Origin of the sequence: Sphingobacterium thalpophilum (assembly GCF_038396785.1) — a bacterium.
Taxonomy (GTDB): Bacteria; Bacteroidota; Bacteroidia; order Sphingobacteriales; family Sphingobacteriaceae; genus Sphingobacterium; species Sphingobacterium thalpophilum_A.
On record NZ_CP151087.1, the window covers coordinates 3,622,155 to 3,648,637 of the forward strand.

The 26,483-nt window shown below is 38.1% G+C and carries 26 protein-coding genes; 17 read left to right on the forward strand and 9 right to left on the reverse strand.

The features are described from left to right. The first annotated feature begins 21 nt into the window (after positions 1-21). The 8 genes from AACH28_RS16085 to AACH28_RS16120 all read left to right on the forward strand — a co-directional run bounded on the left by AACH28_RS16085 (position 22) and on the right by AACH28_RS16120 (position 8,637). Positions 22-507, forward strand: a complete 486-nt coding sequence (locus tag AACH28_RS16085) for a hypothetical protein (protein ID WP_201639951.1) — start codon at positions 22-24, stop codon at positions 505-507. Continuing rightward, a complete protein-coding gene (locus AACH28_RS16090) occupies positions 497-1,597 on the forward strand; it encodes a Nif3-like dinuclear metal center hexameric protein (protein ID WP_341830978.1) in 1,101 nt (366 codons plus the stop codon). Before AACH28_RS16085 ends, AACH28_RS16090 begins: the two co-directional genes overlap by 11 nt. Next, a complete protein-coding gene (locus tag AACH28_RS16095) occupies positions 1,597-2,349 on the forward strand; it encodes a zinc ribbon domain-containing protein (protein ID WP_286775205.1) in 753 nt (250 codons plus the stop codon). The genes AACH28_RS16090 and AACH28_RS16095 overlap by 1 nt, the downstream gene beginning before the upstream one ends. A gap of 142 nt (positions 2,350-2,491) precedes the next feature. Continuing rightward, positions 2,492-5,809, forward strand: a complete 3,318-nt coding sequence (locus AACH28_RS16100; RefSeq protein WP_341830979.1) for a PDZ domain-containing protein — start codon at positions 2,492-2,494, stop codon at positions 5,807-5,809. Positions 5,810-6,047: 238 nt separating this feature from the next. Continuing rightward, positions 6,048-6,971 carry a CPBP family intramembrane glutamic endopeptidase gene (locus AACH28_RS16105; protein ID WP_341830980.1) on the forward strand — a complete coding sequence of 308 codons (924 nt, stop codon included), beginning with the start codon at positions 6,048-6,050 and terminating at the stop codon, positions 6,969-6,971. A 40-nt stretch (positions 6,972-7,011) separates the two neighbouring features. Beyond that, positions 7,012-7,161: a putative signal transducing protein gene (locus AACH28_RS16110; protein ID WP_341830981.1), complete on the forward strand. Its 150-nt coding sequence runs from the start codon at positions 7,012-7,014 to the stop codon at positions 7,159-7,161. Then, complete coding sequence (locus AACH28_RS16115) at positions 7,158-7,958, forward strand: phosphatidate cytidylyltransferase (RefSeq protein WP_201669801.1); 801 nt, start codon at positions 7,158-7,160, stop codon at positions 7,956-7,958. The genes AACH28_RS16110 and AACH28_RS16115 overlap by 4 nt, the downstream gene beginning before the upstream one ends. Positions 7,959-7,965: 7 nt before the next feature. Next, positions 7,966-8,637 (forward strand): DUF2461 domain-containing protein, encoded by a 672-nt coding sequence (locus AACH28_RS16120; protein ID WP_341830982.1) that lies wholly within the window; start codon positions 7,966-7,968, stop codon positions 8,635-8,637. Here AACH28_RS16120 and AACH28_RS16125 read toward each other — a convergent pair whose 3' ends face one another. Then, positions 8,638-9,834: an anhydro-N-acetylmuramic acid kinase gene (locus tag AACH28_RS16125; protein ID WP_341830983.1), complete on the reverse strand. Its 1,197-nt coding sequence runs from the start codon at positions 9,832-9,834 to the stop codon at positions 8,638-8,640. It abuts the gene before it with no gap. Positions 9,835-9,933: 99 nt separating this feature from the next. Between AACH28_RS16125 and gcvH the strand changes: the two genes are divergently transcribed. Further along, positions 9,934-10,314, forward strand: coding sequence for a glycine cleavage system protein GcvH (gene gcvH, locus AACH28_RS16130; protein WP_286754217.1), 381 nt, complete (start codon positions 9,934-9,936; stop codon positions 10,312-10,314). Between the two features lie 165 nt (positions 10,315-10,479). On the opposite strand, the gene AACH28_RS16135 is transcribed toward gcvH, so the two are convergent. From AACH28_RS16135 to mqnB, 4 genes are all read right to left on the reverse strand, one after another. Then, positions 10,480-11,655 (reverse strand): IS4 family transposase, encoded by a 1,176-nt coding sequence (locus tag AACH28_RS16135; RefSeq protein WP_341830984.1) that lies wholly within the window; start codon positions 11,653-11,655, stop codon positions 10,480-10,482. Positions 11,656-11,697: 42 nt separating this feature from the next. Further along, positions 11,698-12,486 carry a DUF6263 family protein gene (locus AACH28_RS16140; protein ID WP_341830985.1) on the reverse strand — a complete coding sequence of 263 codons (789 nt, stop codon included), beginning with the start codon at positions 12,484-12,486 and terminating at the stop codon, positions 11,698-11,700. Between the two features lie 110 nt (positions 12,487-12,596). Further along, positions 12,597-13,583, reverse strand: a complete 987-nt coding sequence (locus AACH28_RS16145) for a pyruvate dehydrogenase complex E1 component subunit beta (protein WP_341830986.1) — start codon at positions 13,581-13,583, stop codon at positions 12,597-12,599. Positions 13,584-13,706: 123 nt separating this feature from the next. Further along, positions 13,707-14,348: a futalosine hydrolase gene (mqnB, locus tag AACH28_RS16150; RefSeq protein WP_341830987.1), complete on the reverse strand. Its 642-nt coding sequence runs from the start codon at positions 14,346-14,348 to the stop codon at positions 13,707-13,709. 585 nt (positions 14,349-14,933) lie between these two features. Here mqnB and AACH28_RS16155 point away from each other — a divergent pair. The 8 genes from AACH28_RS16155 (at position 14,934) to AACH28_RS16190 (ending at position 21,032) form a co-directional block, all read left to right on the forward strand. Beyond that, positions 14,934-15,347, forward strand: a complete 414-nt coding sequence (locus tag AACH28_RS16155) for a 6-carboxytetrahydropterin synthase (protein ID WP_070562714.1) — start codon at positions 14,934-14,936, stop codon at positions 15,345-15,347. A gap of 28 nt (positions 15,348-15,375) precedes the next feature. Next, positions 15,376-16,005 carry a GTP cyclohydrolase I FolE gene (gene folE, locus AACH28_RS16160; RefSeq protein ID WP_046673193.1) on the forward strand — a complete coding sequence of 210 codons (630 nt, stop codon included), beginning with the start codon at positions 15,376-15,378 and terminating at the stop codon, positions 16,003-16,005. Positions 16,006-16,245: 240 nt separating this feature from the next. Beyond that, entirely contained in the window at positions 16,246-16,881 is a 636-nt protein-coding gene (locus tag AACH28_RS16165; protein WP_341833123.1) for a class I SAM-dependent methyltransferase, read from the forward strand. Positions 16,882-16,903: 22 nt separating this feature from the next. After that, positions 16,904-17,428 carry a glucosaminidase domain-containing protein gene (locus AACH28_RS16170; RefSeq protein ID WP_046673195.1) on the forward strand — a complete coding sequence of 175 codons (525 nt, stop codon included), beginning with the start codon at positions 16,904-16,906 and terminating at the stop codon, positions 17,426-17,428. Positions 17,429-17,443: 15 nt separating this feature from the next. Beyond that, the gene (locus AACH28_RS16175; protein WP_341830988.1) at positions 17,444-18,277 is read left to right on the forward strand and encodes a glucosaminidase domain-containing protein; all 834 of its coding nucleotides are present in this window, start codon (positions 17,444-17,446) and stop codon (positions 18,275-18,277) included. Between the two features lie 61 nt (positions 18,278-18,338). Continuing rightward, positions 18,339-19,100 carry a hypothetical protein gene (locus AACH28_RS16180; RefSeq protein WP_070562720.1) on the forward strand — a complete coding sequence of 254 codons (762 nt, stop codon included), beginning with the start codon at positions 18,339-18,341 and terminating at the stop codon, positions 19,098-19,100. 22 nt (positions 19,101-19,122) lie between these two features. Then, positions 19,123-20,160 (forward strand): DUF3078 domain-containing protein, encoded by a 1,038-nt coding sequence (locus AACH28_RS16185; protein WP_112375152.1) that lies wholly within the window; start codon positions 19,123-19,125, stop codon positions 20,158-20,160. A gap of 11 nt (positions 20,161-20,171) precedes the next feature. After that, positions 20,172-21,032, forward strand: coding sequence for an N-acetylmuramoyl-L-alanine amidase (locus AACH28_RS16190; RefSeq protein WP_341830989.1), 861 nt, complete (start codon positions 20,172-20,174; stop codon positions 21,030-21,032). A gap of 103 nt (positions 21,033-21,135) precedes the next feature. Here the strand turns inward: AACH28_RS16190 and AACH28_RS16195 are convergent, their stop codons facing one another. The 4 genes from AACH28_RS16195 to AACH28_RS16210 all read right to left on the reverse strand — a co-directional run bounded on the left by AACH28_RS16195 (position 21,136) and on the right by AACH28_RS16210 (position 26,481). Continuing rightward, entirely contained in the window at positions 21,136-22,851 is a 1,716-nt protein-coding gene (locus tag AACH28_RS16195; RefSeq protein ID WP_341830990.1) for a sodium:solute symporter, read from the reverse strand. A gap of 94 nt (positions 22,852-22,945) precedes the next feature. Continuing rightward, positions 22,946-23,155, reverse strand: a complete 210-nt coding sequence (locus AACH28_RS16200) for a hypothetical protein (protein WP_075990403.1) — start codon at positions 23,153-23,155, stop codon at positions 22,946-22,948. A gap of 7 nt (positions 23,156-23,162) precedes the next feature. Next, complete coding sequence (locus AACH28_RS16205; protein WP_341830991.1) at positions 23,163-25,616, reverse strand: PIG-L family deacetylase; 2,454 nt, start codon at positions 25,614-25,616, stop codon at positions 23,163-23,165. A 634-nt stretch (positions 25,617-26,250) separates the two neighbouring features. Then, positions 26,251-26,481 carry a DUF6952 family protein gene (locus AACH28_RS16210; RefSeq protein WP_236560329.1) on the reverse strand — a complete coding sequence of 77 codons (231 nt, stop codon included), beginning with the start codon at positions 26,479-26,481 and terminating at the stop codon, positions 26,251-26,253. Between the last annotated feature and the right edge of the window lie 2 nt (positions 26,482-26,483).

Below are 26,483 nucleotides of genomic sequence, written 5' to 3' on the forward strand. Positions count from 1 at the left end.
TAAATAAGCAATAATAGTTCAATGACGCAAGAGGAATTAATAAGAGAGTTAAGTAAGCCTGAAGTAATTTATACCGCTATGGGTATTGTTGCCATACGTATTATCGTATGGCTTCTATTTGCAAATACAATTCGAAAGACATTAAAATTGGTCGCCAAAGAAAATAGATTAATGACGCCCAACCAATCGTGGTTAGCTGCAATTCCGCTGGTTAATATTTATTGGAATTTTCAGGTTGCTTCGCGTCTAAGGGATTCTTTGATCAATGAATTTTATGATCGGAAAATAGCTGTGGAAGAAAACCCTACGTTTAGGAAAGGATCGCTATATGCATGGATTTACTTGGCCACAAATATTCCACTCCCACTTTCCATTTCCGGTGTACTGATCATTATGCATTTTGTGACCTTGGCTAATTATTGGTTTGAAATTAACGCGAATAGAAGAATTTTGGAAGAACATAATAAATTTAGAGAAAAGGAGGTAATTGTAGACCATGAAAATTAAAGAAGTCATTGATTATTTGGAGCAATTGGCTCCTTTAGATTTGCAGGAGTCTTATGATAATGCTGGGCTTATTGTGGGCGACGCCAATAGAGAGATTACAAAAGTGCTCATTTCTTTGGACTGCACAGAAGCTGTTGTAAAAGAGGCCATTGATAAAGGATGTAATTTAATTATTTCGCATCATCCTATTGTTTTTAAGGGCCTAAAAAAATTTAATGGAAAAAATTATGTGGAGCGTACGGTTATTAAAGCAATTGAACATAAAGTTGCATTATATGCCATTCATACAAATCTCGACAATGTTACCGGTGGAGTGAACACGAAAATTGCCGATAAATTGGGATTAGAAAATCAGGCTATACTGGAATCTAAAACAGATGTATTGCGAAAAATGGTCGTTTTTGTACCAAGGAGTCATGTTGAAGATGTCCGACAGGCATTGTTTGATGCGGGTGCAGGTAAAATCGGAAAACACTATGATCAATGTAGTTTTAATACGGCAGGTTATGGTAGTTTTAGACCTTTAAAAGGGGCCGATCCTACCATTGGAGAGATTGATGTTCAAGAGCGTGTTGAGGAAACACGAATTGAGGTTATCTACCTGAAATCTATTGAAAGAAAGTTACTTTTGGCACTCTATGAAGCTCATCCTTATGAGGAAGTAGCTTATGATTTGTTTGATATTCAAAATACGGCTGCTGAAATCGGTGCAGGAATGATTGGAAATTTGGCTGAACCAATGGCTGAATTGGAATTTTTAGCTTATCTTAAGGACAAACTGAGGTTGAATGTCATTCGTCATACAGCCTTATTAGATAAAAAAGTTAGTCGTGTAGCGGTCTGTGGTGGCTCGGGGGGATTTTTACTCGGTGCAGCCAAACGTTCTGGTGCTGATTTTTTTGTTACAGCAGACTATAAATATCATGAATTTTTTGATGCTGAAGGTGAAATAGTGATTGCAGATACGGGACATTTTGAGAGCGAACAATTTACGCAAGAATTATTGTACGACATTATTACGAAAAAATTTCCTAACTTTGCAACCTTAACAACAGAAATAGATACAAATCCTATAAAATACTACAGTTGATGGAACAAACCGTAGAACAAAAATTGAAAGCATTATGGCTTTTACAAGCCATACATACTAAAATAGACAAAATTCGCCAAGTTCGTGGTGAATTGCCTATGGAAGTTGCAGATCTTGAAGATGAGATTGCGGGTTTAGAAACTCGTATTGAGAAGATCAGAATAGACTTAGACGATTTAGAAGATTCGATCGTTAAGCGTAAAAACATGATTAAGGATGCCCAAGCTGCTATCAAAAAATATGAGTCGCAGCTGAATGAGGTAAAGAATAATCGTGAGTACGACGCTATTTCGAAAGAAATCGAAATCCAAGGTCTTGAGATTCAGGTTTGCGAGAAACGAATCAAAGAAGCAGAATTTGAGATTCGTAACAAAACAGAAAACTACGATACTACTGTAGGAAATCTTGAGTATAGCAAAAGCGAACTTGAGGGAAAAAAGAAAGAATTGGAAACAATTACTTCTGAAACTCAAAAAGAAGAAGATGCATTGTTAGCAAAAGCTGCTGAGGCTGAAGCGAATATCGAAGAACGTTTGGTAAAGGTATACTACCGTTTGCGTAACTCGTTTAAAAACGGACTTGCTGTTGTTTCGATCGATCGTGATAGCTGTTCAGGATGTCATAATAAGATTCCTGCTCAAATGCAATCAGAAATACGTCAACGTAAGAAAATCATCATTTGTGAACACTGTGGTCGCGTTTTGGTTGATGAAGGAATTGTGTTAGAAATCGAACAAGAGTACGGTTTCTAATCCTCAATAAATAAAGGAAGGTCCTGCTGTAAAGCAGGACTTTTTTTTTGTCATATTTTTTATGCAACTTTGTTGATATACTAACTAGGTCCGCTTACAAAAGTGTAGTTTTGTGTGTGGTAAATTTAACCTTTAAACGTTTATGAATAAAACTCATTTCAAGTTATTTGCTGCCTTTTTGCTCGGTACATCCTTTCTGCAAACAAAAGCGCAAGAAACCCTATTGCTTCGAAATCCAAGTATTAGCGCCAACAATATTGCTTTTGTCTATGGTGGAGATATTTGGATTGCCGAAAAAAACGGAGCTAATCCGAGACGCCTTACAACAAATCCTGGGGTGGAACAGAATCCAATGTTTTCTCCAGACGGCAAGAAAGTAGCATTCACAGGAAATTATGACGGAAATACAGACGTATATGTAATCCCTGTAACGGGTGGTGAGCCCAAACGTATCACTTATCATCCCTCTTCGGATGTATTGCGGGGATGGCTCAATAATGATGAAGTATATTATACGACATCTCGTGATTTCACCTATGCTTTAAGTCCACGATTATACAGTTCCAATATTCAAATGTCGGGAATGGACAAGGCGCTCATTATGCCTGAGGCTACTCAGGGAAGCCCTTCTGCCGATGGTCGTTATTGGGCTTACATCAAGAATACTGACCCTACTGAAAGAGATCGAGTAGCCTTTAAGCGTTACCGGGGTGGTGGTATGCCAACCATTTGGATCTTTGATACCAAAACAAAAGAAATCGAGACTATTCCGAATGTTAAAAGTAATGATGTTAAGCCATTATGGTTGGGAACGAAGGTTTATTTCCTATCTGACCGCGATAAAATTGTCAATATTTTTAGCTACGACACCAAAACTAAAAAGGTTGAAAAACTAACAGATTTCAAAGATTATGATGTACGTTCCTTGAATGGGAATGGTAACGACTTGATTTTTGAATATGCTGGAGTATTGAATACACTGAATCTAAACGGAAATAAAATTACTCCTTTGCACATCACTGTGAATACAGATGTCATGTACAAAAGACCGTATTATAAAGATATCAAGGACGATATACGTTATGCTACATTATCTCCTACGGGTCAGCGCGCGTTATTTGAAGCACGTGGGGAGATCTTTACGGTACCAAAGGAAAAAGGAGAAGCTCGAAATTTATCTAATTCACCAGGTTCGCATGAACGTTTTCCAGATTGGTCTCCTAATGGTAAATGGGTTTCATATATCTCAGATAAAAATGGATCCTATCAGTTGGTACTGATGGATCAGTTCGGAAAAGATCAGCCCTTATACTTTAATTTAGGGGAAACCAATTTCTATTTTGAACCTACTTGGTCACCAGATTCAAAGAAGCTTTTTTACAATGATGCGCATCTTAATCTGTATTATATTGATATTGCTTCCAAGACTGTTGTCAAAGTTGCCGACGACAAATTAAGTGGTCAAACCGGGCGTGTATCCAATCATTTCCAACCAAGTTGGTCTCCAGATTCAAAATGGATATCCTTTATACGTACACTGGAAAATGGTGCACCTGCTGTGTTCATGTATAACTTAGATACAAAGAAAACTCAGCAAATTACGGATGGTATGAGCTCTGCCCGCAGTACAGCATTTTCGCAAGATGGTAAATATTTATTTTTCACGGCGAGTACAAATACAGGTTTAACAAATTCTGGTTTACATATGTCCGCTGTACAGCGTAATGTAGATTATGCAGTCTATGCTTTTATCCTGTCGAGCAAAACACCATCATTCTTTAAAAACGATAGTGATGATGAGCAAATCCGTGAAGATAAAGCTGATAAAAAGGAAGAGGGAGAGAATAATAAAAAAGAACGTGTAAAAGAGAATGATAAAAAATCCCCTAAAAAGGATAAGAAGGAAGAGTCAGTTGCAAGCAAGCCGGTTGACAAATCTATTCAGGTAGACTTTGATCGTATAGAGAATCGAATTGTTGCTCTCCCTTTGCCAGCCGGTCCTTACTGGAATTTAAATGGTTTGGTTCCGAATCAATTGACTTATCAACGTGGTGGAACAATCGGGGCATATGATTTTAAGGATCTTGAAAATAAAACCTTAGTGGAGAATGCACGTAGTTTTGTTATTAGTGCTGATGGTAAAAAAATGTTATATCAAACGGGAAATGGGTTCAATATTGTAACAGCTGGGCAAAAAGTAGCCTCTCCTACTGCAGGAGAAGTCAAGTTAGGTGGAATTCAGCAATTGGTGGATCCCGCAGCCGAATGGAAACAGGTATTCAATGAAGTTTGGTCAATGCAAAAAGACTATTTCTATGTAGAAAATATGCATGGTGCTGACTGGAAAGCGATGAAAACCAAATATGAAAAATTCTTGCCTTTTGTAAACCATCGTTCTGATCTTGGTTATTTATTGAACGAAATGATGGGAGAAATGGTCGTGGGACACAATTATATCTATCCAGGAGATCAACCTTCTACGCCATCAGTTTCAGTTGGTGTGTTGGGAGCAGATTATACGCTAAAGAATGGTTATTATCAGATCGCCAAATTGTTTACGCGTCTTGAATGGAATCCATCGTTCAAAGCTCCATTGGCTGAACCGGGATTAAACATAAAAGAAGGAGATTATATTGTTGCTGTTAATGGTACTGAATTGACTGAGGATAAGGATATCTATAGTTTATTTGACAATACTGTTGGTAAACAAGTTACGTTGAAGGTCAATTCAAAACCTTCTTTGGTTGGCGCACGTGAAGTAATCGTTAAGCCTATCTCGTTTAGTGATGAAATGAACTTGCGTAACATGGAATGGGTCGAAAGGAACCGTAAAAAAGTAAATGAATTGAGCAATGGGCAAATAGCTTATGTGTACATGCCGAATACCGGTCCTGAAGGGTATACCTATTTCAATCGGTATTACTTCGCTCAGATGGATAAAAAGGCTCTTCTAATGGACGAAAGGAACAACGGTGGTGGCTGGGTTGCCGATTACGTGATTGATCTCTTATCTCGCGAGTTAATCGCTGGCTGGGGAATTCGTGATGGAAAAGGATTTACGACTCCGGGAAATGGTATTTATGGACCAAAAGCCATGATTATTAATGAAAATGCAGGCTCAGGTGGGGATATGATGCCTTATATGTTTCGTTTTAAAGGACTGGGCAAATTGGTCGGTCGTACAACAATGGGGATTTTGGTTGGCATAAGCGGTTACCCTCCTTTGTTGGATGGAGGCCGTATTACTTCACCAAACTTCGGTGTCTATGACCTAAAAGGAAATTGGATTATCGAAAATGAAGGGGTCGCTCCTGATGTATTTATCGAACAATTGCCTAAAGATCTTTTGGAAGGCCGAGATCCTCAACTTGAAAGAACGGTGAAGATATTGTTGGAAGAAATGAAAACGTATCCTTACAAAAATTTACAAAAACCAGCCGATCCTATTCGGGTGAATTAAAAGAGTATAAATCTAAGGGCTTTGAAGAGATTCAAAGCCCTTTTTTGATCATATAGTTTGTATGTAACTGCATCCATATCCGAGATGATTGAATATATCTCGTGTAGTTTTTATCGTAATTAGATCATATCATTCGTTTTCATTAGGCCAATACAAATCAGATGCTAAAATTTGATTGGACATGACAATTTTAATAAATCTTGCTTTTATTGTTATCTTTAACTGATATTTACTAGATATGTTTCCTGAAAAAACACCCCATCCGTTTCAATCTTTGTTACGATTGATCTTAATGGTTATCGGTTTTACCATTCTTTCGCAGATTATTACTATTCTGATTATTGCAAGTTATTATACATTCACCAGGCAGGTCTTCTCACTGGAATCCTTAATGAATGGATCGGCCAATGAGATGCGCTTTATGTTGTTAATGAGCAGCTTGGGATCTTTTGTTGTACCAGCTTATCTGATGAATACACGCGAAGGATATGGCATTACATATTTTAAACTGAAACAATGGCCTAGCGGAATGCAATTTGGCTATATATTTTTAGCAATGCTTTCTTTTATGCCTTTGATGAGTCTGATCGGTCACTGGAATGAATCCTTACAATTGCCCGATAGTATGCAATCGTTGCAGCGTTGGATGGAGCGTAGCGAAAAGGAATCGGGTGATTTAATTAAGGGCATAATTATGGAGTCGAGTATATCCGGCTTTTTGTACAATATTGTTGTACTGGCCTTAATTCCGGCCATAGGTGAAGAATTGCTGTTTCGTGGTATTTTGCAAAAAATAATAGGAAGATGGTTGAGCAATCAGCATGTGGTTATATGGCTCGTTGCTATTATCTTCAGTGCGATACACCTGCAATTTTTTGGTTTTGTTCCCCGCATGTTATTGGGGGCTTTTTTTGGCTATCTTTATGTATGGAGCAAGAACATCATATTGCCCATCTTTGGGCACTTTGTTAATAATGCCGGTGCCACAATTGGAGCATTTTATTACGTAAGACAGGGAAAGAGTTATGATGAACTCAATGCATTTGAGTTACAATCTTGGTGGATATATCTTGTAGCCTTCATTTTTACTCTTATTTTTGTATTCTTATTTTATCGATCAACGCAAAAAGAGAACAATGGAGAACGATTGGAAAAAAATTAAAACATATACAAATGCTATTCAAGCCGAGATAGTCAAACAAATGTTGGAAGAGAATGGTATTCCGGCTGTCGCGTTGAATAAACAAGATTCTTCTTATCTGTTTGGAAAAATTGAACTTTATGTCAGCGAAGGATCTATCGAAGCAGCCGAAAGGTTAATTGAGGAATCGGAGGGGGATTTTAGTTTATGAAAACAAGAGCAATAACCGGAGTAATCTTTGTGGCTGTTATGATAGCGGCTACTCTTTTGGGAGCTTATGTTTATTCCATCTTTTTTACCTTGCTAAGTACATGGTGTCTTTATGAATTCTATGGAATCGTTTCATCCGAAGAACGCGCTCCAAATAAAGTGATTGGTATCGCCCTGGCCTTGGTACTGTTTGTTTTGGGATCTTTAATTTCGATGGATCTGCTTGCGGTAAAATTTTTAGCACTGATTATTCCGTTTATAAGTGCGACTTATATTATTTCACTTTTTCAGAAGAGAGCTTTTCCTTTTAATGATATTGCCTATACTTTTTTGGGAATAGCTTATGTTACATTACCTTTTTTCCTGTTTTCCAAATTAGGGTTTATGCAAGGTACTTTTAACTATGTGCTGCCTTTAGGTTTTTTAATCTTATTGTGGACAAACGATACAGGGGCATATCTCGCTGGACGAAGCTTTGGAAAACGTAAACTATTCGAACGAATCTCACCAAAGAAAACATGGGAAGGTTTTTTCGGTGGATTGATTTTGGCAATTGTTGCTGCAGTGAATCTAGAGAAGTATTTTGGTTATCTACCGCTCTGGCAATGGGTAAGTATAGCAGCTATTATCAGTATTGTTGGAACATTGGGAGACTTAGTTGAGTCGATGTTAAAGCGTAGCTTGCACGTAAAAGATTCCGGAAATATATTGCCCGGACATGGTGGTTTTTTAGATAGATTTGATGGGTTGTTATTAGCGGCACCTATGGTCTATGTTTTCTTAATTTTAATCAATTGATTGTATTATGAGTCACATTCAAAAATCTACATTTGATTTTTTAACGGAATTGAAAGCCAATAATTCTCGGGAATGGTTTGCCGATAACAGAGCTAAATATGAAGCTGCATTGGTCGATGTGAGAAATTTTTTGACAGACTTAATTGCCGCTTTGAGCGAGTTTGACCCTAAAATCAATACTTCCATACAGGCAAGTAAATGTTTGTTTCGTATTTACCGTGATACCCGCTTTTCAAATGATAAAACACCTTATAAAAGTTGGTTTGGGGCAGGAATTTCAGTTGATGGAAGAAAGTTGCAGGGACCAGAGTACTATATTCATATTGGAGCAGAAAATTCATTTATTGCCTGTGGATATTGGCGTCCAGAAAAGCAACATTTGGAGGCAATAAGACAAGAAATTGATTACAGTGGTAATAAATTGGATGAAATTTTAAAAACAGTATTGACAGGCGGTAATATTGCACTTTTCAAAGAAGATTTACTGAAGCGTACCCCTGCGGGCTATAGCGAGGATAATCCTTTTATTGACTTTATCAAATTGAAAAGTTTTGTGTTGGATAGATCTTTAACTATTAAGGATTTATCAGCAAAAAATGCGTTAGATAATATCGTGGCTTCCTATAAAAGCATGCTTCCTTTTAAAGAGTTCTTACAAGAAGCCATCGATACGGACTAATTATTCCGGTAAGCTGATTTTGCCCATGCAGACAGCGGGCGAATCTTTAATTTGCGCTACATTGGATTTGTTGCCTACCAAAGTTTCATTTGCTAACAAAGCAAAGAGGACGGCCTCTTTTGCATCTGGATTGATACCTAATGTTGCAAAGCTTTCAACTTTACGGGTAGGTAAGCTCCTTTTGATGTAATCAAATAGCAAAGGATTGTGCAGTCCACCACCACTTATATATACAGCCACATTAGATAGTCCTTCTGACTGCTTTCGGATGCCATTGACCATCGCAAGAGCCGCAAAGCGATTGAGGGTCGCCATGACGTTTTCATGTGGAATATGAGTCGTTTTCGAACGCTCTTGCGCCTTTTCGAGATAAGCGAGATTAAATAGTTCGGGCCCGGTGGTTTTTGGAAAGGGCAGTGTTAGAAATTCTTCTGTTAATAATTGATTTAATAGCGCATCATTTACTTGTCCCTTTTTGGCCATATAGGCATCTCTATCCATCTCCTGATTAAAATTAGCCTTCATGTATTGGTTCATCATCGTATTGCCTGGACCGAGATCTGTTGCATAGGCTTTCAATTTTGTTTGATGGCTTGGGATAAATGTGAAATTAGAAATACCGCCAATATTCAGTAAGAATCGATTCTCTGTTGCATGCGAGAAAAGAAGGTAGTCGCCATAGGCTGCCAAAGGTGCCCCTTCTCCTCCTGCAGCAATATGTTTTTGCCTAAAGTCAGATAGGGTTATGATACCTGTATCTACCGCGATATGATCTCCATCTCCAATCTGTAAAGTGCTGTTGGGCCAGTTGCGGTCTTTGGTCAACGATTGAGGAGCATGGTATACGGTTTGCCCATGGCTGGCTATACAATCAATCTCACTGCTTGATAGATTCCATTGTTGCAATGCTGTGTTGATTAATTTGGCATGCGTGACTCCAATATAAGCATGGAGTCCCGAAAATAATTGCTGGTCGATATTTCGTTTTGCAAAAACTTCACGCACCCGCTCTCTAAAATCATCCTCATAATCCATTGTAGTAAAATTCTCGAGCTGTATTTTCGTTGTTTTACCTGCATTTTCTATGCGGCACACGGCGATATCAAGACCATCCAGGGATGTTCCGGACATCAGGCCAATAATACGACGTTCTTTCTTTTGTGAAATTTGGTAAAGTCTTTCGATTTGAGGATTCATAGCTTAAAAATAAACACAAAAATGTTATGATGAATATCATTTTTGACAATTAAAGATATTTTGTAACTTCACGGCATTAAAAATCAAAAATTAAATACAATGAATTTTCCAGCAGAATTGAAATACACCAAAGATCACGAATGGATTCGTGTTGAAGGTGATGAAGCAGTTGTAGGGATTACCGATTTCGCTCAACGTGAATTGGGTGACATCGTTTTTGTTGACATAAACACTGTAGGTGAAGAAGTAGCCGCTAATGAAGTTTTCGGTACAATTGAAGCCGTAAAAACAGTTTCTGATTTGTTTTTACCTGTAGCAGCTACGATTTTATCGGTGAATGAAGCTATTGATGCATCTCCTGAATTGGTCAATTCTGATCCTTATGGTGAAGGCTGGATTGTTCGTATTAAATTGAACAACGCTGCTGATGTTGACGCTTTGTTATCTGCTGATCAGTACAAAGAAGAGATCAACGCATAAATTTGATATATAACAAAAAAAATAGGGGCCAAAAGGCCCCTATTTTATTTTTCGTCGTTTATTGGGTTTTTAAGGTGGTCACATCTGTCCTAAATAAATTTTAGGATTGGATTTCTGTGGTACAGGCATAGCTTTTTTCATCATTTCGATATTGACCCCTATTTTTCAATCTGCGAAGATCTTTAGCTGTCCCTTTTTTCCTTTTATAGGCGGCCTGAGAAAGGGATCATCTATCCATTGCCAGATGTTTATCTTCACGAAGATATTCATTCTGATGAATGCGACCAGATTGGACAGGTTCCAGTCATATTTGGCCTTTTTTTGTAAGTATTTTAACAGTAATATGCCAATGAGTGAAGTCCAGATCTGGATCATCACTGCATTTTCAGAAGTCCCTATGAATGTCGATACTTTTAAGCGCTGCTTTAGATGCTTGAAGAAGACTTCGATATGCCAGCGTTGTTTATAGATGTTTGCCACCAAAGAAGCCTTCCACTTCGTATTATTGGTCAAAAAGTGGTACTCATTGCCAGTGGTGCTGTCCCAAAAGTGGACTAGGCGTAGCGGCTTGCCGTTGTATTTATTGCAGGCAGCACCGGATAGCTCAATGAGCTCATCCTTAAGGATCCCCTTTTCCATGAGTGCTTCACTCTGATAGGACTTGATAACCTTGTACTTCATATTAACTTTACTCCTGGTAACGAAGTAACACCCCCTGCTGTCCAAATCCCCAAGCCAGCTGTAATCCACGTAGCCACGGTCCACTACCACCACGCTTCCCTTGGAAAAACTGTAACTACCGGCTCGCTGGCTCTCATGTACTTTTCCATCGGTAATCTGCATAAAAACAGGTAGGCAGCCATCATAATCCAAGACAGTGTGCAGCTTTACGGCACCTTTGGTGCTGCGAAACTTTGCCCAGTCAAATACAGATAGACATAAGGGGATGATGCTTGCATCCATCAGATATACTTTACGCTTTAGCTGAACAAGATCTTTGCGAAAATGGGTGTCCTTTTGCCAAAGCCTATCCAAAACAGAATAGTAAAGATCTTTGAAAAGTTCATGGGTACGGTGTGTGTTGATATAGGATATATTAGACTTACTTGGAGCTCTTACTACACCTAAGTGGTTCAGATTACCAGTGGTACTGCGTAGACCGTTACTAATATCACGAACCGAATCTGCCGAGGAAAAATGACAGAAAAGCATACTGACTAGATGCGTCCAGCTGTTGATCCCTTTCTGATGTTTGTCACTTTTGTGCTTTGAAACCAAATCTTTGAATAATTCGCGGTCGATAAGAGATAAAATCTGACTAAAAACATTTAAATTTATCATGGTGGTGTGTTATAATTTTGTGATTTAAATATAGCGATCTCGCTATATCAAAACACCGCCATTTTTTAAACGTTTAGGACGCAAGTGTAAGGTGGTCTTTATTTTTGCTTCAGGCATATCCACGGCACTTGTCATTTCTGTACTCGTGGTAAGACAGGTCTTTTTATCCAAGACATAGAAGCCCTGTACGTTGCCTACCTGATTTGCATCCGGACCGAACATTTTTCCTTCAACATTTACTTTATAGCCTAGCTCATTTGCTTCTATTAAAGTCATTTTGTTTTCTACTGAAATGCCTGAATCATCTGATTCAGTTTTGGATGTCCAAGAATCACCTATTTTAATCGGCTGTTCAGGCAATACTGTAGTTATATTTTCGAACATACTTTTATCAAATGGCATGTTAATGCCCTCAGGCAACTTGATATCGGAAGATTTGCCAAGTTGATCAACATTAAAGCTAATGCTATTTTCGAGCAACTTGCCTAAGGTCGCATGCATCTGTTTAGAAAATTCATTGGCCTCGGGGTTTTTAGAGTCGTAAGTCATATCCATTCCTGCCATATTCATTTTCATGTTGATTCCGGTATATTTAAGGTCGAACGCGAAGATATTGTCTTTTTTCGTTGTATTGGTGATATCAAAACCCATATTAAGGTCTGTAACCATTTTTTTGCCAGCAGCATCAATATCCATTGTCATCACAAGGTTTTGCGTTATTTTTTTCCCTGAATCGGGATTTACACGTAGTGTGTATTTCTTTTGTGCGGAAGCAGATATCACTAAAAATGCAAATACCGCCATCAGAGAGGCAATTCTTAATTTTTTCATATATGGAATTTTAATTTTTTTAATAAGCAACAATCGGCCAGTTTAAATATAAAAAAAAATCCCTTTTACAGGGTAAAAGGGATTTTAATTTTTTAAGAATGTAATTCGTATTACTTCTTGATATAAGATACTTCTTTCACAGCTTTCACAACTTTCTCAACGCTAGGTAAAGCAGCTTCGATCAATGTTGGAGCATAAGGAAGAGGTACATCTGCACAATTTACGCGGATAACAGGGGCATCTAAATAATCAAATGCGTTCCGTTGTACGTTGAATGCTAAATCCGTAGAAATAGATGCCAATGGCCATGCTTCTTCCACGATTACCAAACGGTTTGTTTTCTTCACAGACGCAATGATTGTAGGATAATCGATAGGACGTACCGAGCGCAAATCGATTAATTCAACGCTGATACCTTCTTTTTTCAATTCTTCAACTGCAGGGATGACAACGCGAGGAAGCATTTTACCGAAAGATACAACAGTTACATCTGTACCTTCTTGGATAATATTAGCTTTTCCGATTTCTAAGTAATATTCTTCTTCAGGAACTTGTCCTTTATCACCATACATGACCTCAGATTCCATGAAGATAACAGGATCTGGATCGATAATAGCTGATTTCAATAAACCTTTAGCTTCATATGGGTTCGAAGGAACCACAACTTTTAAACCTGGTGTATTTGCAAACCAGTTCTCAAAGTTTTGAGAGTGTTGTGCTGCAAGCTGACCCGCATTTCCTGTAGGACCACGGAAGACCATCGGAATAGAGAACTGTCCACCACTCATCGAGTAAATTTTAGCTGCAGCATTGATTATTTGGTCAATTGCAACAAGTGAGAAGTTGAATGTCATGAATTCAACAATTGGCTTCAAACCATTCATTGCAGCACCAACAGCAATACCAGCAAAACCAAGTTCCGCAATAGGTGTATCAATGATACGCTTTGCACCGAATTCATCAAGCATACCCTGACTTACTTTGTAAGCTCCGTTATACTCAGCAACTTCTTCTCCTAATAAAAATATTTTGTCGTCTTTACGCATTTCTTCGTTCATTGCTTCACGAAGTGCTTCTCTGAATTGTATTTCTCTCATCAGTTGTAAAATAGTGTCAATTTTTAGATTACAAATCTACTATTTAAAATTGATATTTTGAAGATTTGAACCCGCTAATTCTATAGTTTTATGTCATTTTTTAATAAGTAAATGACTTTTGTATTAAATTTTTGAATATAAGTTGTTCAGATATTCTAATGTTTTTATAAGTGCCTTATTACTATTCATTATCGCTAACGGAATGTTCCACGTGGCACGGTTCCTTCTTTCCACGTAATTTGAAATACCGCGAATCTCAATCACGGGAATTGTCATTTTATCGGCTGCATAGAAAACCGCAGCTCCTTCCATACTTTCAATAAGGCTATCAGGATGCAGTTTTTGAACTTTTTCAATACTTTCTGTACTACCATGGACTTTGTTTACGGTAATTCCTTCCCCCTGTTGTAGAAAAGGAAGCCTAAGTTCCTTGTCATTCAGGAAACACGAAGTAAATTTAGACTTTCCATAGCCCAATTGATCTATTGGAATAAAATTATGACCGTCTTCCGCGCCCAGTTCAACAAATGATTCCGAAACGACTTGAACAACTGAGCCTATTTTAATATGTCGGTCCAAACATCCCCCTATCCCGATATTAATGAGGAGATCATATTTTTTTTCATGTAGCACTCTTCCTAGCTCAAAGGCTGTGGCCACCATGCCCACACCAGTGATTAGGGTATCGCATTGACTGTAATTTGGCACCACTTCCAGAAAAGGCTGCAATTCAAATGAAGTAGCCGCAATCACTAATATTTGCATGATAAATTCGTTTTTGATGGAAAATTACAAATTATATTGCAGGCATACCTTTTTTTAGCATAAAAATAGCGAGCTAGGAATTCGTCCTGCTTACAAATTTGAGCTTGATTATAATAATAAGGTTAACTGATTAGTTGCTACGAAATCATTTTTGATCATCGAGTCCGAACGGTGCCATTTTTAGCCTATTGAAATCAGAAACAGCTATGACCTTCTTATATATTAGTTTAGCTTTTATATACCTTTAGTTTAGAATTTAGTTAGGTTTAATTTAGGTCAAACCTATACTAAACCTAAACAAAACCTAATTAAAACCTAAGTAAAACCTAATTAAAACACAAAGAATATCATGCTAAAGTATCCGCATTATCCGGCAACACTTTTGTCAACAGGGTGCATACAAAAACTCACTGCGAAGTCTTAGCAAATTAATTCCCGAAATCATGTTACAGCTAAGAATAAGGAGCTTTTTATCCCTGTGTGATGACCAAAGGCGGAAGGTACTCCATTATATTACTATATTCTGACTTCATTCCTTAAATTGAGATGTTTTAATTGCTCTTAATGCCTTATCTTTGTATCATTATGGTATTTATAACTCGTCGCGAACGTTTCTGTGCTGCGCACAAGCTCTATCGTGAAGACTGGAGTAAAGAGCAGAATGAACAGGTATTTGGTCTTTGCTCCAATCCAAATTGGCATGGACATAATTATGATCTTTATGTAACAGTTAAAGGAAAAGTCAATCCGGAGACTGGTTTTTTGATCGATTTAAAGATCATGAAAGAAATAATCAATCGTAGTATCATTGACAAAGTCGATCACCGTAATTTCAATTTAGATGTTGATTTTATGAAGGGAGTCATGGCTTCTACGGAGAATATAGCAATCGAAATATTTAAGATCTTAAAACCGCTGTTTGATGAACAGGGTGTGATCTTGCATAGTGTCCGTTTGCATGAAACAGAAAATAATTACGTCGAATATTTTGGCGATTAATCTTTAATACATTTAAATAGTAGAAACTATGAGTCAACACTCATTTGACAACGAAGAGTTGGATGGATATATTAAGATCGACAAATACAATACTGAAAAGGTAGATCGCATCGCTGCTCATTATACAGATATATTGGAATGTCTGGGGGAAGATCCAAAACGTGAAGGTTTAGTGAAAACACCAGAACGTGTTGCAAAGGCATTGCAATTTTTGACGCATGGCTATGATATCGATGCTGCGGAAGTGTTACGCGGTGCTATGTTTGAGGAAGACTACAGTCAAATGGTTGTCGTTAAGGATATTGAAGTATATTCTCTTTGTGAGCACCATATGTTGCCTTTCTTTGGTAAAGCCCATATCGCGTATATTCCAAATGGCCATATTGTCGGTTTAAGCAAAATACCACGTGTCGTTGATATTTTTGCGCGTCGCCTGCAAGTTCAGGAACGTCTCACCAATGAGATCAGGGATTGTATTCAAGAAACTTTAGGCGCTCGTGGAGTAGCTGTGGTGATGGAATGCAAGCATATGTGTATGGCAATGCGTGGTGTTCAAAAACAGAATTCCGTAACGACTACCTCTGCATTTACTGGCGCATTCCAAAATGATGTCACAAGATCCGAATTTTTACGCTTGATCACTGCTGATCTTGCTTAGTATATTTGTTGTTTATTAATAAAAAAAGCCCGCTAAAATATCCTCTTTTAGTGGGCTTTTTTTTTGATAGAATTTGAAAACAAAATAGAAAATCAAAAAATGGCAATATTGTTTTTTTATGCTTCTGAGGCGATTTATGAAAAATGCTCTTTACAAAAGGATAATTGTATTTAATTGATATTCAGTTTTTTGTAAAAAAAAGTTTTTATCATAAAAATGTTTTTTGGTACCTTTGTGGTTATGGAAATTGTTGCCGACGATTTAGAGTCCTATTTGGAACATACTACAGACGAGGAAAATTCGTTACTGAAAAGGGTAAATCGGGAGACTTATTTGAAGGAAACAATGCCCCATATGTTATCTGGGCACTACCAGGGAAGAGTTCTTTCTTTATTGAGTAAATTGGTTGCTCCGAAACGTATTTTGGAAATAGGAACGTTTACGGGATACGCAACGTTGTGTCTCGCAGAAGGGCTGCAGGAAGATGGGATATTGCATACTATCGATATCAATGCAGAGCAACAAGAACGCGTCCAAGGTTATTTTGATGAATCGGTATTTGCTGATAAAATCAACTATCATATTGGAGATGCAGCGGTAATACTACCTACATTAGATGAAACATTTGATTTGGTATTTATCGACGCGGACAAAAAGAGAAATTTATATTATTTCGAAACGATAATAAATCAAGTTCCGTCTGGGGGACTTATTTTGATTGACAATGTCTTATGGAAAGGTAAGGTGTTAGATTCAAAACCAGACAACCAAACAAAGCAGATCATTGATTTGAATGCACGTTTAGCTCAGGACAAGCGCGTAGAAAAGGTAATATTACCGATTCGAGACGGACTTTTTGCCTTGCGCAAGAAGTAATTTGTGAACTAAAACATTCTTCATGAATTTAAAACAATTAAAAAGCTTTGTACTGTTACTAGCTTTGGGAACTTTTGGATTAACAAAAGTTTCAGCTCAAAGTAATGCGGCATATGTCGATAAGTACAGTCCAATAGCAAAAGAAATGATGGAGGAACATGGTGTTCCAGCATCGGTTATCTTAGCCATCGCTATGCATGAAAGCGGAAATGGTGGTAGCAGGGTAGCAAAAAATTTGAATAACCATTTTGGTGTCAAAGGAAAAAACAACAGTACCGTTATTCGGTCAGCTTACAAAGGTTATCGGTCTGTAATGGACTCGTATGATGATTTTGTAGGAATAGTAAAAAGAAAAAAGACTACTCAGAGTCTTTTTGAAAAACATCCCGGTGAAAAATACGAAGCTTGGGTAAAAGCGATTGCTCGTTCGGGCTACTCTACGAGTAAAGGTTGGACAGCAAAAGTACTCGCTACTATTAGACAATATCATTTGGATATGTTTGATAATGATGCTAAGCAAAATAGATTCTCGTCAACAAAAAAATAAGCGCGATAGTATTGCATGAAGAAGTTTTTTTATGGCATGTTTGTATTCATGATGTTGATTACATCATGTTCAAGCCGGAGAGGCACAATTTCCTCCACTAAATCTGGCTCCAATTCAAAAACTTCTTCATCATCTTCTGTGGGGCGACCTACCATGGCTGGTAACGACTATATTGCTCATTACAAAGATGTGGCCGTTGCAGAAATGAATAAATATGGTATTCCTGCGAGCATTAAACTTGCTCAGGCTTTACTGGAATCCGGTAATGGTAACAGTTATCTTGCGCGTGAGGCTAATAATCATTTCGGTATTAAATGTGGCGGAGTTTGGAAAGGAAAATCCGTGACTCGTCCCGATGATAATATCAATGACTGCTTTCGTGTTTATGAAAATCCCGAACAATCTTTTCGGGATCACTCAGAGTTTCTGTTACGACCGCGATATGCGGCACTCTTTAAGTTGGATAAGAACGACTATAAAGGCTGGGCCAAAGGCTTGAAAGCGGCTGGATACGCCACCAATCCGCGTTATCCTGAATTGCTGATCGAAATGATCGAAAGATATCATCTTGATCAATACGATCGCGGTGAATCGCCACGTGAAAAGGTTGTACGTGAAAAGACTGTTCAGGTCGAGATCGTACAGAATGTACAAGAAACCCCTCCTACCGTCGTAAAGACAGAAGAAATCAAGAGCCCGGTAGCTATGCGTATTCATGAGGTTAAAGCTCAGGATACGTTATATTCGCTCAGTAAGCTGTACAATGTATCCGTTGATCAGATCAAATCCCTAAACGGTCTTACCGATGATGCCCTATCTTTAGGTCAGCTATTGGTTATATCTAAATAGTTACGCTTTAAAAGATGTTAAATATTTCGCTTTTGTACAGCGATATAGTAGTTTTACGAAAGTGATACTACAGCGATATATTTTTCTACTTATTGCCCTTGTTGGCTTTACTTCTTCACTTTTTTGCCAAGATAAAAAAGTCGAGGGTATTGTTTTTGATAAAAATACCAAACAACGTATTGGAAATGTGAAGCTGGCGAACTTGCGTACCGGGGAGGTCAATTATAATACTATTAAAGGAGAGTTTGTCTTTAATGCACAGCTAGGAGATCATATTGTTGCGCTATGTAAAGGCTATTTTTCAGATACTCTTCAGGTGGATAAGCGTGGATTGTTGCTATTTCATTTGGTACGTGAATCGTTTTATATTGATGAAGTTCAGGTTTTTGCACGCAAGACGCCAGAAGAAATTCTGAAAAAAGCAAAGGAGGATTACGAGAAAGCGTATCGTCTTGCGGGTTATGGTGACGTATTTTCTGTTGGTCAAAATGGTGCTGGATTAAGCATCAATTCAATCTATAGTTTATTTAGCAAGGAGGCCAAAAGAGCACGTCGACTAACTAAAACCATTGAAAATGACTATAAGGAAAATGTGATCGATTATAAATTTTCGAAAGAGCTTATCAGCAAGATTACTGGACTAAATAGCGATGAAGCAGAACGATTTAGAAGGATATTTAGACCCTCCTATTTCTTTGTTCTCTCAGCGAGTGATTATGAACTGGCGAATTATATCAAGGATTGTTATTCACAGTATCAATTGAACCCTTCGCAATATTTTATTGAGCCTTTTCCAACAATTAATTATAAATTAGTACCGTAAACAAAAAATAGACGTTTTCAGAATGAAGTTATTCAATTTTGTCGGCATGGCTCTGCTTTGCCTTTCTATTACCAGCTTAAAAGCACAGGATCTGAAAGATCTTCGCGCTAAGCCAGATACCGTAATTTCTGTACAGAAAGAGCAACCATTAAATATTAAAACGATTCGTCCTATAGTTCCAAAACTAAACTTAGAGGTAGACTATTGGAAACATTGGACAAAATTTGGGATCAATTTAAATCAGGCGTCATTTAATGATAATTGGAAAGGTGGCGGTGTTGGTTCTATTGCTGTAGGATTGAATGCGAATCATAAATCGGATTATACGAAGGACAATTTCAATTTTGTGACCGAAGTTGATTTACGTTATGGAAAGATAAAGAATACCAATAATATTGCGAAGAAGAATAATGACCGTATATTTTGGGATAATAAGCTTTCTTATAAATTGTCTGCCAATTGGGCATTGTTTACGTCGGTGACATTTGAGTCGCAATTTGATGCGGGTTATAAGTATAAAACGGTTAACGGCAGAGATACAATAGACTATATTGAGAATGCGTTTATGGCACCAGCTTATCTGACAGAATCTTTCGGTCTTGAGTATAAGCCTAGTAACGAATTTTCCCTACGTTTCGGTACAGGTACTGCACGCCAGACTTTTATCTTGGATGAGCGTGTTAAGCCTCGTTCTGGAGAAGGTTTCTTTGAGAAATATGGCTATTATAGAGATCCTAACAATCCAAGTGCGGGTACTGGTGAACGATTTGGTGTAAAGGAAGACCGCACTTTTGCCAATGCACTGGCATTCCAGCTAACGGGTAACCTAGACAAAAACTTCACAGATAAACTGAATGTAAAGGCTCGTTATAACCTTTTTGCTGATTACGAGAAACTTTCCAATCCTACACACCGTCTGGATGTAACTGTAACGGCAAAAGTCACGAGAGTCATCAATGTGAACTTAAATGGTATTATGATCTATGATCCAGATGTTATTTCAAGAGTACAGTTGAGCCAGTCGCTGGCAATGGGTATAGTCTATAGTTTACCAAAATAATGTTTAGGTCTGTGTCAATAGGGATATTGCTTTGTTCATTGCTGTCTTTGGCAAGCTGCAAGTCGAAGATACAGCCGGTGGTTGCAAAACCGCTAGTTGCGTCATTTGCTTCTGCATTGGTTGTGGAAGAGAAAGTCGAAGCTAAGCCAGATACCAATTTATTGACACCTGAGGAAAGAAAGGTTGTTTTTTTACAGAAATCTGGAAACCATCCTTATTGGCGCCAAGAGGAAGCCATACATTATGATGTTCGTAAACCTAACTATGTCATTATTCATCATACAGCACAAGATAGTATTGGGCAGACGATCAAAACCTTTCAGATTCCAAGAACTAAAGTGAGTTCACATTATGTCATTGGCCGGAATGGGGAGATTATACAAATGTTGAACGATTATGTTCGGTCTTGGCATGCGGGGGTGGCAAAATGGGGTTCTATTGTCGACATGAACTCCTGTTCTATAGGTATAGAATTGGATAATAATGGTAGGGAGCCTTTTCCTGAGGCACAAATTAATTCATTGATGACTGTGCTTGATACCTTGAAATCGCGTTATTTAATTCCAGCAAATAATTTTATTGGCCATGCTGATATCGCTCCATCACGCAAGAATGATCCAAGCGTTTTTTTCCCGTGGAAAAAGCTTGCAGAACGGGGTTTTGGAATATGGTATGATGAAGGACAGCTTGTGGCCCCTCCTGATAGCTTTAATGCGATAGATGCGCTTAAAATTATTGGTTATGATACATCCAATCTAAAAGCCGCTATCGTTGCCTTTAAACGAAAGTTTGTCGTTCGAGATACAACCCCCGAATTGACCATATACGATAAGAGTGTATTGTACAATATCTATAAACAATACGGAGCCTGATCAATCAGGCTTTTTTATTTTTTCTGAAAGTATGATCTTATTGGCCAAAAAGAACCTTCAGCTCGCTTTCATTGCTGTTGGTGTCTGTGAAGTCATGAAGGTTTTATTTAAGATCACTATTGTCCTCCATGGGACGAGGTACTTTCGTCCCCAGTTGTACGATATAGGTGATTAACATGACAGCTAGGCAGCCAATAAGATTTAGCCAGAGAAAAGGAATTTTATTTATCGTCCATACCGCTATCACGATAATTTCGGAAAGAATGGCTGCAAGAAAAACAGCTTTGCCTTGAATTTTCTTCATGTAGAAGGCGACGATAAAGATCCCTAGGATAGTACCATAGAATAGTGAGCCCAGGATATTGACCGCTTCGAGGAGATTACCCAATCTGTTCGCATACAAAGCAACAATAACAGTAAATGTACCCCAGATCAACGTAAATAAACGCGACCACAAAAGTTCTTGTTTTTCAGATGAGGTAGGATTAATAAATCTTTTGTAGATATCAATGGTCGTTGTTGAAGCCAATGAGTTGATAGCACTTGCTGTAGACCCCATGGATGCGAGAAAAATGACCGCTATGAGTAGCCCAATTAGGCCCTTTGGGAAGACGCTCGTCACAAAAGAAAGAAAGACATAATTATTGTCATTCGTTTCCGCTGTTGGGTTGTTTTTTTTGATTAAGTCCAAAGTCCCTTCTTTTACGACCTGCATTTTTGCATTAAGTTGACCGAGTGAGGATCGATGATCAGCAATTCTTTTTTCATCGTCGTGATCCAATGCTGTATTAAGCTGCTGAACAACAGATTCACGTGTTTTAAACAGCTCGCTATGCTTTTGTTCGAGAATCTGGTAATCAGGAGCATATTTGCTTTCTTTAAGCTTCTTGATCTCGACTTGATTGAAAAAAATGGGTGGCTGATGGAATTGATAATAGGTAAATACCAGAACTCCAATCAACAGGATCGCAAATTGCATGGGGATTTTCAGTAGACCATTCATAATCAACCCTATGCGACTTTCCTTGATCGAAGCCCCTGTCAAATAACGGCCTACTTGACTTTGGTCGGTCCCGAAGTAGGAAAGCTGTAGGAAAAAACCTCCGATTAGTCCTGTCCAAAGCGTATAGTTATTATTGAGGTCAAAAGTAAAATCCAACGCGTTGGTTTTTCCTGATTTTCCTGCAATATGAAGTGCTTTTGATAATCCAATTGACTCTGGCAGGAGATGGATAACTAATATGCCTGCTACGAGTAATGATCCAAAGATAATGCTCATTTGAAGCAACTGCGTATGAGATACGGCTTTGGTTCCTCCATAGGTCGTATAGATAACAACAAAAATCCCTATGGCCAATGTGGTCCAGGTAAGATCAATATGAAGAATGGTCGATATAATTAAAGCGGGTGCAAAGATGGTAATACCTGTTGATATCCCCCGCTGTATCAAAAAAAGAATAGCAGTGAGTCCTCTGGTTTTGACGTCAAAACGTTTTTCTAGAAATTCGTAGGCTGTAAATACTTTTAGCTTATGAAAAATAGGGACAAATGTAATGCAGAGCACAATCATGGCCAACGGAAGACCAAAGTAGAATTGGACAAAACTCATTCCAGAAGAATAGGCTAGTCCGGGGGCAGATAAGAAAGTAATGGCGCTCGCTTGCGTCGCCATTACTGATAATCCGACATGATACCAGGGTAAAGAACGATTACCTAGAAGATATCCATCAATATTTTTTATACCTCTACTCTTATAAACGCCATAAATGACAATAACTAAGAGTGTCAGAAATAACACGATCCAATCTGCTGTACTCATGAATAGTGGTTCGTGAAAATGTACAGAAAAAGGATGAATACGAATAGCCAGATAACGACCAACCAGTAGAAACGCTTCCAGCTATTCATCTTTCTTATCTATCTGAAGGCTTTTGAGGATAGATAACGCTATTAAAAATAGCAGCGATAATCAATCCGACAGCGGCACCTCCAAAGATGCTTAAAAATGTCTCGTTTGCAGTGAATCCAATTAATGCACCAAATACTACAGCAACTAAAAGAATGATTCCTTTTGCTTTGCCAGCATCAATTGTCGTGCAGCTGTTGTCAATCTGATTTTCCATTATTATATTATTTTGATTTTGATAGCAAATTTACGAATAATCTGTAAGCTCCGGGAATTCCGGCAGGCAATTGTCTGAAAAAAGACAAAGATGTATAAACAAATTTACCTTTTCCATATTGAGCAATGAGTAATGAGCCATTATGTAACGGTTCGCCGGGATCTTGCATGGTGATCGGGGTGCGATATTTTTTATCAATATCTTCCGCAAAGTAGAGTCCCCGCTCCTGCACCCAGTGTTCGAAGTCGGCGTCGCTGATCTTGTTCGGGTAATTAAAAATCGGGTCATTTTTATCGAAATGTACCGTTGCAAGTTCGTCTGTTACACGGCTTCTTCCGATGCTAAAAGGAAAAGCACCAAAGTTTTTTGAGAACAGTCCATTGTTTACATTGTACTGTTCCAGGACCGTTCCACCCATGTTCACATACGCAAGTAGTCTGTTTTGGAGCTGCGCAATTTGCTTGTTAACGTTGAAAATTCGTACACCCAAGATTACAGCATCGTAGCTAGAAAGGTCTGCTTTTAATGCCTGTTCGTTACTTAAAACATCGACTTTAACACCAATGGCTGCCAGCGACTCCGGAATTAGATCCCCTGCCCCATGGATGTATGCCACTTTCTTTACGTCGTTGATCAGGTTGATATTGCTCATTTTTATAGCGACATCTGGAAAATAAACAATATTAGGGATATGATTGTAATCGATGGATTTTATCTCTTTTAAACGTTCTTTGTTCGCCAAGAGGAACCCCAGGGTATCAATGGAAGATTTAGAATCATCTGATGGTTTTATGCTGATCTCTTTGGAAATTGCACGTTCGCCTTTGTCAAAAGATAGGTCAAAAGATGCCGGTGAAACTTCCCAGCCTTTAGGTACATGCGGTCTGACGTTAAATGTGGTTGTGTTTGCTTGTCCGTTTTTCTGAAAAGTCAGATTCACTTTGACAGTGTGGGCATTTTGTGTAAGTGCCAAAGGGCTGGAACTTTTTGCCGTCAACTGTGGGACGATCACAATGGGTTCGTAGATTTCGCCACGAACAGGATCGGTATATTTATATTTTATGGGCTGACTGAGTGTGATATTTTCACCATTGATCCGGAGTTGAAATGATACCTCTGGAGCATAGGGGTTTTCTGGATAGCCAGTCAAGTTAAAATCACTGACGTTAAATTTGCCTTTTCCATGTGGTTCAATCAACCAGTATGGTTGTGTCGTCCTGTCGTCATGTATAAGAACAGAGTCTCTTTGTAGCTTGTTTATTTTTAGTGTTTCATGAATGCTATTTCCATTTATTTGGGTCAGCTCAACGGTTACATTTGGACGCCGAACAATAATGGAATGTTCCACTTTGATCTGATCTTCCAAGGCGTAGGATGGATTTTTAGCGATACTTTCGAACCAAATTCCACCACAGGCAAGAATTAGTTTTTCAACCTCTTTTTTCTTTTCAGTTTTCCAGTATTCATCATCAATTTGATCCAGTGCTTTGTACAGTTGGATCAATTCAGCAATGATCAATTCGGGTTTATCAATTTGATATGTTTGATTGATGTGATCAATCAAGGACTCAACTTTACTGCCGTTTTGAATTCTTTTCCATGAGCTGTCAACACCATCCAAGAGTGTATTTTTGGCAGGTGCACCGTCTACATACTCAAAGTATTCGATTGATGAGCCACGTTGGCTTGCCGAACCAAAGCCTTGGCTTTTGTGTGATGAACGGCTGTGTGCGGCAATTTCTCCATAAGAGGCTCCTAGAAGAGAATTGTAATCCCCGATATCTATTTTTAACTGATCTTCACGTGTATTGTTTTGACCTCCGAAGTTAGCTGTATTCCAAAGCAAGCGTTTAGCTTTCCAGGGGCGTACAAATTGAAGTTGCTCTGGAAATTGATTCGGATCAGCAGCAGCTTTAAAGGCTTCATGTGCTAAAATTGCAGAGGCTTGATGATGACCATGTCCGCCTCTTGGATCTGGAGGGAAACGTGTGATGATGACATCGGGCCTAAATTTGCGGATAATCCATACGGCTTCGCGAAGAACACGCTGTTTATCCCAGAATTCGAAAGTTTCTTCTGGGGTCTTTGAGAATCCGAAATCATATGCCGAGGAAAAAAATTGCTCGCCCTTATCGATTTTTCGAGCAGCCAGTAATTCCTGCGTTCGAATCAATCCAAGTTCAATACCTTGTTCTGTTCCGATAAGGTTTTGTCCGCCGTCACCTCGAGTTAGGGATAAATAACCTGTTTTATATTTTTTTTGCTGAGCTAGCCAAGCGATTAGCCGGGTATTTTCATCATCCGGATGTGCCGCAAAATAAAGGACTGAGCCCAACACGTTCAGTTTTTCTAGATTAACTTTAATTTCAGCAGCATTCCATTGTAGATTCTGTGCTTTAACGATTGAAGTTGACAAGATACCAGCCAAAATAATAATAACAGAGAGAAAAGGTCTTCGCATGTTTAAAGATAAAGATTTTGATGAACAACGGATTGTTGGAGATTGTAATTTTATTGACAGTCTTTAGGTGGTGCGTTTTTGACCTTGGTTTATTGCTTTAACGTACGATATTAACCATTAACCTGATTCAACTGAGGTCAATATTTAGCGAAGAGGTAAAGGGATCGATCGTTGAAAGGTAAAACATAGGTATAAATAAAAAACGGAAATCCCAATCAATTTGGAATTTCCGTTTAACAATTAAAATATTTTTTCCTGAAACGAATTTTTAGAGAATAGTTATTTTGTCGCTTCGCTCCAAGTGGCAACCTTTAACATAGTAAATATATGTAGAAAATATTTAGTTCTGTTAGATTACTTTAATTAGTTTTCAACATTGCTAAATTTTGTCAACATTTTAGCTTTTGGAGAACATATAATATATAGGCGTCATGCGTTTAAGATGCTGCAATACAACGATATTTAGGATAAGATAGATTCTCCACTACCTTAAAAAAAATCTGGATTGGTCTAAATCTAATTGCTTAGTTGTTTGACAAATTTCAATTGACGTTAGTTTCTATGCTTCAAATGCTCAAAAACGACAGGAACAACCTTTAAAGAAAGTTTCACACGAATACTTTTTTTGCAAAGACTATTTATCAATAGCACCTAGAACACGCTTCATAAACATATTTAACGCGTCTTTTTTTGAGTTACCTTCTTTAATTAATTTATCAACCTCTACAGCTCCGTATAGGTTTGAAATCAATTCACCAAGAACGTCAAGTTCTTCATCTTTCAAAGGAGCTTCGGTTAATGCTTCCAGTGTCTCGATTGTTTCCAAGACATAATCTACATCATTCTGCTCGATGAACTCTGTCAAAT

What these genes read in the sequence shown, in the direction of transcription:
- AACH28_RS16135 (WP_341830984.1), bottom strand. Translation starts at nt 11,655, where the DNA reads ATGATAAATTTAAATGTTTTTAGTCAGATTTTATCTCTTATCGACCGC.
- AACH28_RS16120 (WP_341830982.1), top strand. Translation starts at nt 7,966, where the DNA reads ATGAGTCACATTCAAAAATCTACATTTGATTTTTTAACGGAATTGAAA.
- AACH28_RS16125 (WP_341830983.1), bottom strand. Translation starts at nt 9,834, where the DNA reads ATGAATCCTCAAATCGAAAGACTTTACCAAATTTCACAAAAGAAAGAA.
- AACH28_RS16140 (WP_341830985.1), bottom strand. Translation starts at nt 12,486, where the DNA reads ATGAAAAAATTAAGAATTGCCTCTCTGATGGCGGTATTTGCATTTTTA.
- AACH28_RS16170 (WP_046673195.1), top strand. Translation starts at nt 16,904, where the DNA reads ATGAATTTAAAACAATTAAAAAGCTTTGTACTGTTACTAGCTTTGGGA.
- AACH28_RS16085 (WP_201639951.1), top strand. Translation starts at nt 22, where the DNA reads ATGACGCAAGAGGAATTAATAAGAGAGTTAAGTAAGCCTGAAGTAATT.
- mqnB (WP_341830987.1), bottom strand. Translation starts at nt 14,348, where the DNA reads ATGCAAATATTAGTGATTGCGGCTACTTCATTTGAATTGCAGCCTTTT.
- AACH28_RS16205 (WP_341830991.1), bottom strand. Translation starts at nt 25,616, where the DNA reads ATGCGAAGACCTTTTCTCTCTGTTATTATTATTTTGGCTGGTATCTTG.
- AACH28_RS16100 (WP_341830979.1), top strand. Translation starts at nt 2,492, where the DNA reads ATGAATAAAACTCATTTCAAGTTATTTGCTGCCTTTTTGCTCGGTACA.
- AACH28_RS16185 (WP_112375152.1), top strand. Translation starts at nt 19,123, where the DNA reads ATGAAGTTATTCAATTTTGTCGGCATGGCTCTGCTTTGCCTTTCTATT.
- AACH28_RS16155 (WP_070562714.1), top strand. Translation starts at nt 14,934, where the DNA reads ATGGTATTTATAACTCGTCGCGAACGTTTCTGTGCTGCGCACAAGCTC.
- AACH28_RS16095 (WP_286775205.1), top strand. Translation starts at nt 1,597, where the DNA reads ATGGAACAAACCGTAGAACAAAAATTGAAAGCATTATGGCTTTTACAA.
- AACH28_RS16145 (WP_341830986.1), bottom strand. Translation starts at nt 13,583, where the DNA reads ATGAGAGAAATACAATTCAGAGAAGCACTTCGTGAAGCAATGAACGAA.
- AACH28_RS16200 (WP_075990403.1), bottom strand. Translation starts at nt 23,155, where the DNA reads ATGGAAAATCAGATTGACAACAGCTGCACGACAATTGATGCTGGCAAA.
- folE (WP_046673193.1), top strand. Translation starts at nt 15,376, where the DNA reads ATGAGTCAACACTCATTTGACAACGAAGAGTTGGATGGATATATTAAG.
- AACH28_RS16195 (WP_341830990.1), bottom strand. Translation starts at nt 22,851, where the DNA reads ATGAGTACAGCAGATTGGATCGTGTTATTTCTGACACTCTTAGTTATT.
- AACH28_RS16115 (WP_201669801.1), top strand. Translation starts at nt 7,158, where the DNA reads ATGAAAACAAGAGCAATAACCGGAGTAATCTTTGTGGCTGTTATGATA.
- AACH28_RS16175 (WP_341830988.1), top strand. Translation starts at nt 17,444, where the DNA reads ATGAAGAAGTTTTTTTATGGCATGTTTGTATTCATGATGTTGATTACA.
- AACH28_RS16110 (WP_341830981.1), top strand. Translation starts at nt 7,012, where the DNA reads ATGTTGGAAGAGAATGGTATTCCGGCTGTCGCGTTGAATAAACAAGAT.
- gcvH (WP_286754217.1), top strand. Translation starts at nt 9,934, where the DNA reads ATGAATTTTCCAGCAGAATTGAAATACACCAAAGATCACGAATGGATT.
- AACH28_RS16090 (WP_341830978.1), top strand. Translation starts at nt 497, where the DNA reads ATGAAAATTAAAGAAGTCATTGATTATTTGGAGCAATTGGCTCCTTTA.
- AACH28_RS16165 (WP_341833123.1), top strand. Translation starts at nt 16,246, where the DNA reads ATGGAAATTGTTGCCGACGATTTAGAGTCCTATTTGGAACATACTACA.
- AACH28_RS16105 (WP_341830980.1), top strand. Translation starts at nt 6,048, where the DNA reads ATGTTTCCTGAAAAAACACCCCATCCGTTTCAATCTTTGTTACGATTG.